The organism is Eoetvoesiella caeni (assembly GCF_003315175.1).
Taxonomy (GTDB): Bacteria; Pseudomonadota; Gammaproteobacteria; order Burkholderiales; family Burkholderiaceae_B; genus Eoetvoesia; species Eoetvoesia caeni.
Genome location: NZ_QNRQ01000001.1, coordinates 514,622 through 526,888, shown reverse-complemented (window position 1 = coordinate 526,888; position 12,267 = coordinate 514,622). Strand labels below are relative to the sequence as shown.

General features: G+C 55.3%; 13 protein-coding genes and 2 tRNA genes. 7 read left to right on the top strand and 8 right to left on the bottom strand.

What is annotated here, in order from left to right; translation table 11 throughout:
* The first annotated feature begins 10 nt into the window (after nucleotides 1-10).
* Nucleotides 11-499: a MarR family winged helix-turn-helix transcriptional regulator gene (locus DFR37_RS02410; protein WP_170139809.1), complete on the top strand. Its 489-nt coding sequence runs from the start codon at nucleotides 11-13 to the stop codon at nucleotides 497-499.
* A gap of 146 nt (nucleotides 500-645) precedes the next feature.
* Here the strand turns inward: DFR37_RS02410 and DFR37_RS02405 are convergent.
* Nucleotides 646-721, bottom strand: a tRNA-Thr gene (locus tag DFR37_RS02405).
* Between the two features lie 276 nt (nucleotides 722-997).
* Here DFR37_RS02405 and DFR37_RS02400 point away from each other — a divergent pair.
* Complete coding sequence (locus tag DFR37_RS02400; protein ID WP_170139808.1) at nucleotides 998-2,446, top strand: carotenoid oxygenase family protein; 1,449 nt, start codon at nucleotides 998-1,000, stop codon at nucleotides 2,444-2,446.
* 63 nt (nucleotides 2,447-2,509) lie between these two features.
* Nucleotides 2,510-2,923, top strand: a complete 414-nt coding sequence (locus DFR37_RS02395; RefSeq protein ID WP_170139807.1) for a DUF2141 domain-containing protein — start codon at nucleotides 2,510-2,512, stop codon at nucleotides 2,921-2,923.
* A 114-nt stretch (nucleotides 2,924-3,037) separates the two neighbouring features.
* On the opposite strand, the gene DFR37_RS02390 is transcribed toward DFR37_RS02395, so the two are convergent.
* From DFR37_RS02390 to DFR37_RS02380, 3 genes are all read right to left on the bottom strand, one after another.
* Nucleotides 3,038-3,799 (bottom strand): flagellar brake protein, encoded by a 762-nt coding sequence (locus DFR37_RS02390; protein ID WP_170139806.1) that lies wholly within the window; start codon nucleotides 3,797-3,799, stop codon nucleotides 3,038-3,040.
* A gap of 205 nt (nucleotides 3,800-4,004) precedes the next feature.
* On the bottom strand, nucleotides 4,005-4,751 hold the full coding sequence (locus DFR37_RS02385) for a flagellar brake protein (protein ID WP_113931634.1): 747 nt from the start codon (nucleotides 4,749-4,751) through the stop codon (nucleotides 4,005-4,007).
* Nucleotides 4,752-4,859: 108 nt separating this feature from the next.
* Nucleotides 4,860-5,924 carry an AI-2E family transporter gene (locus DFR37_RS02380; protein WP_113931633.1) on the bottom strand — a complete coding sequence of 355 codons (1,065 nt, stop codon included), beginning with the start codon at nucleotides 5,922-5,924 and terminating at the stop codon, nucleotides 4,860-4,862.
* 172 nt (nucleotides 5,925-6,096) lie between these two features.
* Here DFR37_RS02380 and DFR37_RS23230 point away from each other — a divergent pair, with 172 nt between their 5' ends.
* The gene (locus DFR37_RS23230) at nucleotides 6,097-7,770 is read left to right on the top strand and encodes a glycosyltransferase family 39 protein (protein ID WP_242341675.1); all 1,674 of its coding nucleotides are present in this window, start codon (nucleotides 6,097-6,099) and stop codon (nucleotides 7,768-7,770) included.
* On the opposite strand, the gene DFR37_RS02370 is transcribed toward DFR37_RS23230, so the two are convergent.
* Both DFR37_RS02370 and DFR37_RS02365 read right to left on the bottom strand, forming a co-directional pair.
* Nucleotides 7,767-8,033, bottom strand: coding sequence for a hypothetical protein (locus tag DFR37_RS02370; protein WP_113931632.1), 267 nt, complete (start codon nucleotides 8,031-8,033; stop codon nucleotides 7,767-7,769). The genes DFR37_RS23230 and DFR37_RS02370 overlap by 4 nt on opposite strands.
* A 203-nt stretch (nucleotides 8,034-8,236) precedes the next feature.
* Nucleotides 8,237-9,358 (bottom strand): 5-methyltetrahydropteroyltriglutamate--homocysteine S-methyltransferase, encoded by a 1,122-nt coding sequence (locus DFR37_RS02365; protein WP_113931631.1) that lies wholly within the window; start codon nucleotides 9,356-9,358, stop codon nucleotides 8,237-8,239.
* Nucleotides 9,359-9,608: 250 nt separating this feature from the next.
* Here DFR37_RS02365 and DFR37_RS02360 point away from each other — a divergent pair.
* Nucleotides 9,609-9,684, top strand: a tRNA-Asn gene (locus DFR37_RS02360).
* Nucleotides 9,685-9,912: 228 nt separating this feature from the next.
* Nucleotides 9,913-10,122: a cold-shock protein gene (locus tag DFR37_RS02355; protein ID WP_113931630.1), complete on the top strand. Its 210-nt coding sequence runs from the start codon at nucleotides 9,913-9,915 to the stop codon at nucleotides 10,120-10,122.
* Nucleotides 10,123-10,255: 133 nt separating this feature from the next.
* On the opposite strand, the gene DFR37_RS02350 is transcribed toward DFR37_RS02355, so the two are convergent.
* Complete coding sequence (locus tag DFR37_RS02350) at nucleotides 10,256-10,528, bottom strand: hypothetical protein (protein ID WP_113931629.1); 273 nt, start codon at nucleotides 10,526-10,528, stop codon at nucleotides 10,256-10,258.
* Nucleotides 10,529-11,170: 642 nt separating this feature from the next.
* The gene (locus tag DFR37_RS02345) at nucleotides 11,171-11,599 is read right to left on the bottom strand and encodes a multidrug/biocide efflux PACE transporter (protein ID WP_113931628.1); all 429 of its coding nucleotides are present in this window, start codon (nucleotides 11,597-11,599) and stop codon (nucleotides 11,171-11,173) included.
* 244 nt (nucleotides 11,600-11,843) lie between these two features.
* On the opposite strand from DFR37_RS02345, the gene DFR37_RS02340 reads away from it, so the two are divergent.
* Nucleotides 11,844-12,263 (top strand): HIT family protein, encoded by a 420-nt coding sequence (locus DFR37_RS02340; RefSeq protein WP_113931627.1) that lies wholly within the window; start codon nucleotides 11,844-11,846, stop codon nucleotides 12,261-12,263.
* Nucleotides 12,264-12,267 lie beyond the last annotated feature (4 nt).

Sequence of the window (12,267 nt, the reverse complement as noted above, 5' to 3'; positions counted from 1 at the left end):
ACGGTTGACTGTGACGCGCGACACCTCTGCACCATGCCCATGGGAGCACATTGAACCCGATGGCTCCAATCTGACGGTCGAAGATTTTCTCTCAGTACATATTGTGCGGATAGCCGCGCACTTGAAAAGCTTTCCCGCGGTCTATGCCAGGGGCATAGGCCTTACGTTGCCGCAATGGCGACTGCTGTCCACCGTGGCGCATCATAAGTCCATACCCTTAAAGCAGCTGGCCGAGGTTTCGGCCAGCGATAAGGCCCTGGTCAGCCGCACCGTCAAAGAGCTGGTTCAAAAAGATCTGGTCAAGACCGCATCCATGAAAAGCGGCGATCGATCCCTGGCCTGCAACATCACTCCGATGGGTAAAAAACTGGTCGACACCGCAATGCCCCTGGCACGCATGTTCCACGCCCGCTTGCTGCTATCGCTGGACACCGAAGACCGTGTCAGGCTCTACGATATTTTGCAGAAACTGCAAGCGGTTTGCACCGAGCAGGACTAGAGCGAAGCCGTACTCCTTGGTACAGAAGGACCCGGCCTATCAATTAATCGCTTTACCAATTTACCAAGGCCGCATCGGCTTGCTTGGTTGCAGCCATAAAGCAAAAATGCCAATCCCTGAGGATTGGCGTAAGCGCTTGAATATACTGGTGCCGATGAGAGGAGTCGAACCCCCGACCTTCTCATTACGAATGAGCTGCTCTACCAACTGAGCTACATCGGCATGGCTATTTGCAGTGTTGTATGCCCGCATGCTCTGCTTGGGCAAAGCGTAGCCAGCGTGGTACTGCTTTTAGCTAAGCCCATGATTATACATAGCCTGGATATTTTTTGCTTGAACATATGCTGTCGCGCAAGTCCGGAGTTTGGTCGATGTTGTCAAACGAAAATCTCGCTGATCGGCGTTGCCGTTATTTCCTTTTAACGTCTATTAATCTTCATTTTTCTTCTTATAATCCACAAAACTATACCTATTATGTGTTTGCCTTTTGGGGACGTTATGGTGGACCGGAAGCAATCAGGGGCGGATGACGACAAGGCGTGGCTTTCGAGCCTGGCGTGCTCGATGACGCAAGAGCACGATTATTACCCAGAGGTTCAGGGGCATTTGCCGGCCGCCTTGCAAGGCTCTTTGTATCGCAATGGGCCGGGTCGTTTCGAGTTGGGCGGGGTGCGTAAAACGCATTTGCTTGACGGCGACGGCATGATCCAGGCTTTCGACTTTTCCGGCGGGCGGGTGCGTTATCGCAATCGCTTTGTGCGTACGCCCAAGTTCCTGCAAGAAGAGCAGGCGGGGCGTTTTACGTTGCCGACCTGGACAACGCGGGCTCCGGGCGGCTTATGGCCCAATATGGGCAATAAAATCAAAAGCCAGGCCGGGGTTACGGTAGTGGCGCGGCCCAATTGCCTATATGCCTTCGACGAGGTTGATCTGCCTTATGGTCTGGACCCCGCCACATTGGAAACCCTGGGCGAGCAGCCGGTGGGTGCGGCCAATGTGCGGGCCAGTTATAAAGCCCATACCAAAACCGACGCCCGCACGGGCGACTGGCTGTTGTTGGGTGTGGAGTTCGGGCGACGGATGACGCTGCACCTGGCCGAACATGCTCCGGATGGTGCGCTGTTGCGCTCGCAACGGGTGGCGGCGCCCCGGTCTGCGTACTTCCACGACTGGTTCGCGACCGAGCGCTATGTCATTGTGTCGCTGCAACCGTTGCAACCTTCCTTGCCCTTATTCTTGGCCGGGCTTAAAAGCTTCACGGACAGCATGCGGTGGCGGCCTGAACTAGGCAACCTACTGATGATCATCGACCGCAGCGGCGCGCAAAAACCTTTGCTGCTGCCTGCACCGGCCTGCTTTATGTGGCATGCCCTGAATGCCTACGAACAAGGCAATACCATAGTCGCCGACTTCGTCGGTTACGACACGCCGGACCATTTCGTTGGCGCGCAGGCTGCATTCCGAACACTGTTGCAGGGGCGCCAGGGCTTGCAAAGCAGCGTTGGCTCGGTGCGCCGGTATGTTATCGACTTATCGCAAAAGCGGGTGCTTGAAGAAGTCATCAGCGCCCAAAGCCATGAATTTCCAATGCTTAGACCGGCGGCGGCGCTGGCTCGGCATCGTTATGGCTATTTTACGACCGCCTCCGAAGGAACAACCGTATTTCATGACGGGTTGGCAAGAATCGATGTCGATTCGGGGCGGCGCGATACGTTCAGCATGGGAGCCGGCGTGCATTTGGGTGAGGCTGTCTTCGTGGCCGATGAAACGGCTTCTGAAGAGCAGGGATGGTTATTGTCCCTGGGCCTGGATGGCACGACAAATCGCTCATTTCTTGGCGTGTTTGCCGCCCACCGCCTGGCCGACGGTCCGGTGGCCCGCATACAGTTGCAGCACCCCACTCCGCTTAGTTTTCATGGGTGGTGGCGTGCCGCAACGGCAAATTAATATTTATAAAAGGGCGGGACGATGAAACGGTTTTGTATTGCGGTACTTATGGCGGCGTCCGCAATGGCCTTAGCCTGCGCCGGTGCGGCGGCCGCTGCGCCGCTTACCGTTATCACCGAAGGGCTGCGCAATGGCCAGGGGCGGGTGGCTGTGGCTGTCTTTGCGTCGGAACAGGGTTTTCCCAAAGAAGAGGGCAAGGCGGTCAGGCGCGTGTTTGTGCCAATACAAGATCCGCACTCCGAGGTGTCGCTGGTCATTCCGGATTTGCCTGCGGGCACATACGCTGTTGCCGTTTTTCACGACAACGACGAAAGCGGCAAGCTTGAAACCAGCTTTTTCGGCGTGCCCCGCAAGGGCTACGGGTTCTCCAACAACGTCGTTCCGTCCATGCGGCCGGCAAGCTTCAATGAGGCGGCGTTCAAGTTGCCGCAGTCCGGCACAACCGTTCGCGTGCGCCTGGTGTATCGCGGCGACTGAGTCAGCATCGGGTATGGTTGGATTCACGCCGGCAAGTTGGCTGCCGGCTTGACGTTGGCATCGTCAATGCAGGTATTGCGTTGCGGGCTGGCGGCCGCGATTACTTATTTACCGTTAAATAAAGCCGCGCTTTTTGGCGATTTCTTCGCGTTCCAGTTGGCTGATGTAGCGTTGGACCGCTCCCGAGGCGGAATAGCTGGGCTGGACGAAAGAGCAGCCTATGCGATAGCGGGTGATTCCCAGCGCACTGGGCTGCTGGGTAACGTGGGCAACTTGCAGCGCTACCGTTATGCTTCCGACGCCGGGCAGGTCTATGCTGCAGTCCGGGTATATTTTGCCGACAATATAGTCCAGGTCTTGTTGTTCGGTGGTAAGGCAGACGCCGCCCAGGCTGATATCGGCAATCGACAAGGCAACCGGGGCTTTGCTGGAACCGGGGCAGATGTTGCAGTTAACGGGGTTTGTTACCGGAGTAAGAATGCGGTAGCTGTCGCGGCGTTGTACATGCATTAACTGGCTGGGAATGGGAATGCGCAGGGCGGCGTGCTTGTCGTGGTCATGGGGCATGGCATTGTTGCCTGCGAACTGCACATGGCTGGCCCCCAGCGAAGTGTCGGACAGGATTTTTTCGGCGGAAAGAAAGTCGGACGGCTCCAGTTCGTCGTCGGAAGGGCTCATGCGAAGAACCAGGGTGCCTTGCCGGGTATTGATGTCGATCAGTGAAGTTGCCGTAGTAACGCTGATGGGCTCGATAAGAGTTCGGAGCGTTGCGTTGCGGTTTCGTATTGATTGCAGGATATCCAGGATATCTGCGGGCGAGGTCAGGATATAGGGCTCTAAATCGCTTTGTCCTAAAAGGTTTTCAGGGGTATTCATGAAAGCCGCCATCAATGATAATGTAAATAGCAAGTAACAATATCAGTAAAAATGTATTATGTATATCCTGTAAGACCCCAGTGGAAAAGACGGGCCTGTTGGCAAAGGCAAGCCTGTTCCAGGCCGGCGTGGCGGCAATCGGGAATAAGTAGGAGCGGGGTACGGGCATGGCGCGGCGGTCCGCGCTTGAACCCGGCAAGCTTGTTTAGGCGAAGCCCTTCTTTTTGGCGATGAGGTCGCGCTCTAGTTTGCTGACGTAGCGCTGCACAGTCATTTCAGTTGCACGGCCGGGATTCTCGAATGAAAACCCAATACGTTGGCGTACCTTGCCGTTTGCGGTTGTACGCTGCTCGGAATAGGCAACGCGCAAACTTACGATGATTTGTCCCACGCCTGGCAGGTCCACGCTACAGTCCGGATACAGACGGCCAAGCGTCAGATCCAGCTTCTGGTCGTCATCGAAAGCTCCTAAGCCCGAGGTGCTGATATCGTCCAAGGTAAGCGTGATGGGCGTCTCGTTGTGGATAAGCTTGCATTGCACCGGGTTGGCAATAGGAGTGCTTATACGATACGCGTCGCGCCGCTGTATGCGTGAAAGCTGGGCAGGCAGCCCGCAGTAAAGCGCGGGCCGATTGTCGTGCGTGCAGCTTTGGATCTGGGCGACATGAAAGCGGATATTGACGCTGTCCAGCGAGGCTTCGCAGGTAACGCTGTCTGCCGCGATAAGCCGTTGATTTATATCTTCTTGCGGCGCGCAATCCAGGACGATCGTTCGGTCTTCGGTACGAATTTCCAGCAGCGTGGTGACAATAGTGCTGTTCGGGCGGCTGGCATGCATGCGTATCAGCGTCTTGTTTTTTTCGATAGCGCGCAAGATCGACAGAATTTCCAATGGCGAAGTAACTGCATGCGGATCGACTTCGTCTTCGGCTGGCGGGCTAGCGGTATGCATGGTGCGTAATAGTTAATAAATGTTAAAAGTTGTTTGATGATATACAAGATGGCAAGGCGCGTCTATCGTGCGCGGTGCGAGTCCGTCGCGGCCATAACCTGTACGGATTTACTCGGAGGATTGCGTCCGTGCTTTAGGGAATAGGTCCCAGGTGGCAATGAACAGGGCCGCGATCAATGGACCGATTACAAAACCATTAAGCCCGAATGTGGCCAAGCCTCCCAAAGTGGAAATGAGGACGACATAGTCGGGCATTTTGGTATCTTTGCCCACCAGCAGCGGGCGCAATATGTTGTCGACCAGGCCAATAACCAGCACGCCGAACAGAATCAATACAATGCCTTGCCAGATGGCTCCGGTCACCAGGAAATAAATGGCTACGGGCAGCCAAATGATCGCGGCGCCGATGGCGGGCAACAAAGACAGGAAGGCCATGAGCACGCCCCAGAGCAAGGCACCCTCAATACCCAATATCCAGAAAATGAAGCCGCCCAGCACGCCTTGGGTGGCGGCCACGACGATATTGCCCTTCAGCGTGGCCCTGACGACCGTGATGAACTTTTGCAGCAATAGTGTTTTTTGTTCGCCGCCCAGCGGTATCGACCCCATGATCTTGCGTCCCAGGACACCGCCGTCGCGCAGCAGGAAGAACAACAAATACAGCATGATGCCGAAGCTGATCAGGAATTCGAATGTGTTCTGGCCGATATTTACAGCTTGCGAAGCCAGGAACTTGCTGGCTTGCAGCGCTCCCGCGGATAGTTTTTCCTGGATGCTGAAAATATCGGACAGGCCGAAATGGTCCAGGGTTTGATGAATGGAAGGCGGCAGGGCACTGACGATTTGCTCGAAATAAAGGCCCAGGTTCAATTGCCCGCTCTCGATCCGCTTATAGAGCGATGCTCCTTCCTTGACCAGGGAACCGGTAAGCAAGGTAAGCGGCAAAATAACAATAAGCAGGCAAATCAGCAGGGTCAGCAAGGCTGTGGCATTGGGGCGGCGGCCCTTCATGGCGTAGCTTAGGCGCCGGTGCAGCGGCGAGAAGCTGATCGCGAGGACGGTTCCCCAGAAAATGGCGCCGAAGTAGGGACGCAGCACCCAGGCAAAGGCCACTGAAACCAAAAGCAGCAGGATGACGAAGCTGCGGTAGTAGGTGGTTTGACTGTCGTTCATGGGGTTTCCGGAAGGGTTGAACCGCAATGGCGGCAAGGCGCCCCGTATCGGGACAGGGGCAGGAACCGCAGGCTAGCATAGTAATTTAAAATCCATGTCAGCCCGTATCCATGTTTTGCCGATGGATGGTAAAGGTAACAGAAATTAAGCTTCGGTTCGAGAGACAGTCGATATGATAAACAAGGTAGTGGGCATGCACGGCATACCCGGTCGTGAAAACATGCGCAACGGCCTGAAATGGCGGTTTTTTTTGCTGCTGTTGGGAATGGTTGTGTTGTGGACTGTGCTGTGCGGCGTCAGCCATCGGGCACCCGACCTGGACGGAATGGAAGAGCTCGTTTGGGCCTCTAGCTTCGAGCTTGGCTATTACAAGCACCCGCCTTTTCCTTCCTGGGTGCTTTATGCATTGACCTCGGTGGTCGGCAAGCCCGTGTGGCTTACTTTCTTTGCCGGCCAGATTTTTTCGGCGTTGGCCTTGTGGTTTGTCTGGTTGCTGGGCTGTGAATTCACCACGCCGCGGCGCGCGCTGATTGCCACCCTGATGGTGTCGACCACCATATATTTTTCTTTGCGCGGCACCATTTATAACCACAATACGGCTCAGTTGTGGTCCATAGCCGCCGCTACCTGGCTGCTTTACCGCGCCTTGCGTTATCAGAAACGCAGTTCCTGGCTGTGGCTTGGCGCTGTCTGCGCTTTGTCCACAATGACCAAATACAGCGCTCTAATCCAGTTTGCCGTGTTTTTTTGTTTTATGCTGCGTCAGGGGCATTTGCGCCAGGCGGCAACCTTTAAGGGTATTGCTTATGCGTTGGCGGCATATATAGCGGTGTTGTCGCCGCATTTGTATTGGCTGGCCAAGCACAATTTCGCGCCCTTGTTGTATGCCGACAGCTCAATAGCTGCCAGCGGCTATTGGGAGGTCTGGCAAGACATGCTGGACTTTACGCTGGACCAACTGGCCCGGCTAAGCCCCATGGTCTTGGTGTGGTTGGCCTTGCTTTACTGGATCAGGCGCGACGCCAGGCAGGTCCGCAAGACTCTGGCAGGGGGTGAAAACGCAGCCATGCCGCGGCAAGGCGCCAGGAATGTACTGCGCTTCCCCGGGCGTGCTAGCAGTCCGGGAAGCCAGGCTGGCGGGTTTTCGTTTAGCGCCGTCCCGGAAAGCTACGCCAAAGACATGTCGGCCTGGGACCGTTCGTTTCTGTTGTGGATAGGCCTGGGGCCCTTCGTGCTTACTTTGCTGGTGTCGGCTTTGCTTGGTACCCGGCTGGTGGCCTCGTGGGCCAGCACTTTTTTCATGCTGTACGGCTATTTTGCGCTGTGGTGGCTGTTTGGCAACGAGCGCGTCAATTTGCGCCGGACCCTAGTACTGGTTGTTGCGGTGCACGTGCTCATGGCCGTCGGCTACGCGCTGGCGCGCGGACCCTTGGCTTATTACTCGGGCCGGACCGCGCGCTCCACATTTCCGGGCGCTATTATTTCAGCTGAGATGCAAAAAGTATGGCATGAACATGTACCGCAGCTGCCGCTGGGCCTGGTCGCTTCCGATACATGGCTTGGCGGCAACATTGCCGTTCATGCCGAACCGCACACCCAGGTCTTCATTGACGCCAATTATTTCGAGTCGCCTTGGCTGAGTCCGGCGACGGCGCTGGATTGCGGAGTGTTGGTTGTTTACAGCACCACGACGCGCGGCGAGCCCGCGGCCGACTTGATCAAGCTATACGACAAGGCTCAATGGCGCGGGGTTGTCGATATACCGTGGTCGTCCGCCAAAAGTCCTGCCATCGAAGTGACCTGGGGCATTGTGCCGCCGGAGCCTTCGTGCAAGATCAAGCCTTAGATATCGAAGGTCGGCGCGGTCGGGTAGCCGACATAGCCGTCCTGGATCAGCCAGGCGATATTGTGGGGGTTGATCTCCAGGCCGCCGGCCAACAAGCCGAAGGCAGCCAGCAGGGCCCGCTGCTTGGTTCCGCCTATGTCCTTGCCGATACGCACGATTTCTTGCGCAATGGCGGCCGGCTTGGGTGATGTTCCTTCGGTATGGACCCAGCGTTCGACCTCGCGAATCGCCGACAATATACTTTGATTGGTTTCGTAGGTCATGGTGTTTCCATTCACTGACAGACGAATGCACTCGCCCGAACCGCATGTTGGTTATTAATGGCGCCAAAGCGCAAAAACATTGGGTGGCCCGAAGGAGGGTCCACCGGATTCCTTATCGTCTCCAAATGTAACTTGCCTCGTATACGTAAAAAGCGCCGATAAGGCGCTTTTTTTACCGCTAATTCGAAGTTATAAAACCAAGCCTAGTTGTCGCCCCAGACCTCTTGGGCTGTTTCAACGACCAGGCGCAGCTTCTTGCGCTGGTCTTCAACCGCAATGTTGTTGCCATGCACCGTGCTGGAGAATCCGCATTGCGGAGACAAGGCCAATTGATCCAGCGGCGCATACTTGGAGGCTTCCTCGATACGACGCTTCAAGTCATCCTTGGACTCCATCTGGCCAACCTTGGTCGTGACCAGTCCAAGCACAACCAGCTTGTCCTTAGGCAAAAACCGCAGGGGGCGGAAGTCGCCGCTGCGATCATCGTCGTATTCCAGGAAATAGGTATCCAGGTTCATCGCTGACAATAGCGCTTCGGCGACAGGCTCGTAATTGCCGGAGGCTGCATGCGTGCTTTTGAAGTTTCCGCGGCACAGATGCATGCCCAGCGTCATGCCTGCGGGTTTCTGGTCTACCACCAGGTTGATGAAGCGGGCATAGCGCAATGGCAATTCGTTGGGATCGTCGCCGCGCGAGCGGGCGGCTTCACGCATCTTCTCGTCGCACAAATAGGCCAGATTGGTGTCGTCCATCTGGACATAGGTGCAGCCCGCCGCTGCCAGCGAGCGCAGTTCATCGCCGTAGGCGTTGGCCACGTCCTGATAGAAATCGGGTTCCAATTCCGGGTAGGCGTCGCGGCTGATGCCTGCACGGCCCCCGCGAAAATGCAGCATGGTGGGAGAGGGGATGGTAACTTTGGCGGTATGTCCCTCGGAAATCTGGCCTTTCAGGTAATTGAAGTCCGCCAGTTGAATGTCCTTGGCATGCCGGACTTTGTCGACGACACGGATGGTAGGCGGCGCCAATTCCAGGGTGCCGTCCGGCTTTTCAATGGTGAAAGGCTCGTCGCTTTGCACGCCGCCAATTTGTTTGAGGAAGTCGACATGGAAATACGTGCGGCGGAACTCGCCGTCGGTGATGGTCTTCAGGCCCACTTCTTCCTGGAATCTGACAATTTCGGCAATGGCTTTGTCTTCGACCAGGCGCAATTGTTCGGCGCTGATGGCTTTTTTGGCGAATTGCTCACGCGCTTCAAGCAGGTACTGGGGGCGAAGAAAGCTGCCGATATGGTCGGCACGGTAGATTTGAGATGTGTTTTTAGTCATGTTCTATGTGTTTTATCGAGGTGTTAGTCGGCAGATACCAGTATAGATAGAAATGACTCTTATTTAGATGACTTTGCTTCATGTATAGAATGTGCAAGTTGCGTCCATGTTAAGATGTAAAGAACGAAGCTAGGGCCATTTTGGCGCAAATTTAAAAGTCGCCTGCCTGTCTTTCCAGCATTTTGCATGGTGTGTTTTGGCCCGACTTGCACGACTAAAAAGATATATGCTATAGTCTTGCTTCTTTAATTCCCCGATAGCTCAGTCGGTAGAGCGACGGACTGTTAATCCGCAGGTCACTGGTTCGAACCCAGTTCGGGGAGCCAAGAATTCAGCAGGAAATCAAGCCCTTGCGCGTAAGCGTCGGGGCTTTTTTCTTTTTGCGCCGTCAGCCTTCATATAGAGCGCATTTTGTGGCAATTGAACCACGTTGGGGCAAAGAACCGTGAAAGTGCGGCCCGGCGATTGCATCAAACAAAAATAATGGTTGTGTTATGCCGTTTTACAGTCCATAGTGCTATAGGGATAATTTCCTCTTTTACTTAGGACTTACATTGAAAACAGAAATTGGCATCGTGAAATGGTTCAACAATGACAAAGGATTTGGCTTTATTACGCCCGAATCCGGCGGCAAAGACCTTTTCGCGCACTATAGCGAAATCCAGGGCTCTGGCCACAAATCTCTTGAAGAGAATCAGCGCGTTTCATTCGTCGCTGCTGAAGGACAGAAAGGCCCTCAAGCCACTATGATCCAGGTTATTTGATGCATTGGCGCCGGCCTTGACGGCCGGCGCCAGGCTATCAAGCAAACAAGGCCGAACCCTTTGATGCATTGGGTTCGGCTTTTTTGCGCGTGCCGTCTATGCGGCCACAACGCCGCCTCCATGGCGCGACGGCTCAGGGCGTGTCCCGTGTGTTGCGCCAGCCGTTCTTGCCCTGTGGCGTCAAGCGGATTCGGCCGATTTCTTCTGCGGGCTCTATAAGATGGGCGCCGCGCGCCCACTCCAGGATTTGAATCAGCTTGTTATTGTTGAAGCTCAAGGTGGAGTGAGAGTCGTACAGGTACTCTTCCGCAACCGTCGAGTCTTCGCGCATAAAGATTCCAAGCAGTTTTTTCCATGCGGCTTCCAGTTCTATATCCATATGGCCATTGGGTCGTTTATCGATCATGTGCGTATGTCCTCCGTCTTGCAGGACTGCGAAGCTAAGTGTCGCTGTAAGACCGCCAAGATGAAATGCGGCGGCCGGCCGCATTGGGCCGATCTCGTCTAACCGATGAGGTTTGTGTACGGTCCGAGCGGACCGTTGTGCCCGATTTGCGAACGTGCCAGAACAGACATTAGCACCGGGTATTTGCATGACTCAGTATGTTTGGCTGGTGCTCTCGCATCAATCGGACATATGGCCGACAGGACCGGCGATAAGCGCATCCAAATATATCCGCTTGAGGCGAGCCGCCATAGTGTTCTTATCGAATGAGACTCTTGGTTACGGTTTGCAAGACCCCGGGCCCAAGCCATGGCTAGAATCAATAACGTTACAAACACTAAGAGATAACGATGAGATTGCTATTGATTGCCTTGATGTTGTCCGCAATGTCGGGGTGCGTTGGATATGTTCACGACCGTGGCGGCTATTACGACCACGATGGATACTACGACCGCTATCCGCATGACAACAGGGATGGGGGATTTTGTCCGCCCGGACAAGCGAAAAAAGGGCGTTGTTGAGCCGCGTCGCCGCTATTCAGTCCAACCCCGGCAAAGCCGCCCGCATCTATTGCGGGCGGTCCGAAAGCCGGCGGAGCCAATGCTACGCAGAGGGAATGAACCGTTCTCTTAGCTTGTCGTAGCCCAAATTGAAAAAGAAGGCGTAAGGCAAGTAAAACAGGACGAGTCCGATGTCTGTGATCAGGGCATACAGCAGCGTGGCGTCAAGCCACCACGCCACGAACGGTACGGCGACCAGGATCAGGCCAAGCTCGAATCCGCAAGCATGCAGCATTCGGATCCACACCGTGCGTTCGAACCGATAGCGATTTTGCAGATTGTCGAACATCCAGTTGTAGAGCATGTTCCAGACTATGGCCATGAAGGCGATGACGGCTGTCAGGATGCCCATGCTGACGATGCTCTTGCCGGTGAGCCAGGCCGCCAAGGGGGCGGATATTCCGATTGCCAGGATTTCGAACAGAAGGGCGTGCACTATTCTTTCTTTGATACTGCGTTGATACACTTGCATTGCATCTTTCCAAGGGTGGTGCCGTCACCACGGTCGAGAGAGTAAAGCGAGGTCGTCCACGCTTGAAAGCCTGGTGCAATTTTACATTTTTTCGCTTTGCGCGGTCGTGCGGGGCGCTCTGTTTGCCGGCTAGCGGAATTTCGCAGGCGCGCCGGCCAAGGCTCGTTCCGATGTAACATGCATAACAAGCGGCGGCTTGCGCCGTACGGTTTGACGATAATTTAAAGACGTTGAGGTTTTGAAGATGGCTTACGACAGCAACAATATATTTGCCAAGATTTTGCGTGGCGAGGCGTCCTGCATTGCGGTGTATGAAGATACCGAGACCTTGGCGTTCATGGACTTGATGCCCCAGGCGCCGGGGCATGTCTTGATTGTGCCCAAAGAAGCGGCCGTCAATTTGCTGGATTTATCGGAAGCGGGCGCGCAAGCCTGCATCCGGACCACGCGCCGCATAGCCATTGCCGTCAAGAAGGCCCTGGGGGTCGAAGGCCTGCATGTGGCTCAGTTGAACGGCGCGGCGGCGGGGCAGACCGTACCGCACTGCCACTTTCATGTCATTCCTCACGCCGCCGGTACGGTATTGCGCATGCACGCCGCTGTGCTTGCGCCTCAGGACGAACTCAAGGCCATGGCCGAGCGCATTAAAGCCTGCCTGGTGTAAGCGC

Excerpts from the sequence above, each read along its gene's own strand:
- DFR37_RS02340 (WP_113931627.1), top strand. The coding sequence starts at position 11,844 with ATGGCTTACGACAGCAACAATATATTTGCCAAGATTTTGCGTGGCGAG.
- DFR37_RS02345 (WP_113931628.1), bottom strand. The coding sequence starts at position 11,599 with ATGCAAGTGTATCAACGCAGTATCAAAGAAAGAATAGTGCACGCCCTT.
- DFR37_RS02400 (WP_170139808.1), top strand. The coding sequence starts at position 998 with ATGGTGGACCGGAAGCAATCAGGGGCGGATGACGACAAGGCGTGGCTT.
- DFR37_RS02390 (WP_170139806.1), bottom strand. The coding sequence starts at position 3,799 with ATGAATACCCCTGAAAACCTTTTAGGACAAAGCGATTTAGAGCCCTAT.
- DFR37_RS02380 (WP_113931633.1), bottom strand. The coding sequence starts at position 5,924 with ATGAACGACAGTCAAACCACCTACTACCGCAGCTTCGTCATCCTGCTG.
- DFR37_RS02350 (WP_113931629.1), bottom strand. The coding sequence starts at position 10,528 with ATGATCGATAAACGACCCAATGGCCATATGGATATAGAACTGGAAGCC.
- DFR37_RS02385 (WP_113931634.1), bottom strand. The coding sequence starts at position 4,751 with ATGCATACCGCTAGCCCGCCAGCCGAAGACGAAGTCGATCCGCATGCA.
- DFR37_RS02365 (WP_113931631.1), bottom strand. The coding sequence starts at position 9,358 with ATGACTAAAAACACATCTCAAATCTACCGTGCCGACCATATCGGCAGC.
- DFR37_RS02370 (WP_113931632.1), bottom strand. The coding sequence starts at position 8,033 with ATGACCTACGAAACCAATCAAAGTATATTGTCGGCGATTCGCGAGGTC.
- DFR37_RS02395 (WP_170139807.1), top strand. The coding sequence starts at position 2,510 with ATGGCCTTAGCCTGCGCCGGTGCGGCGGCCGCTGCGCCGCTTACCGTT.
- DFR37_RS23230 (WP_242341675.1), top strand. The coding sequence starts at position 6,097 with ATGATAAACAAGGTAGTGGGCATGCACGGCATACCCGGTCGTGAAAAC.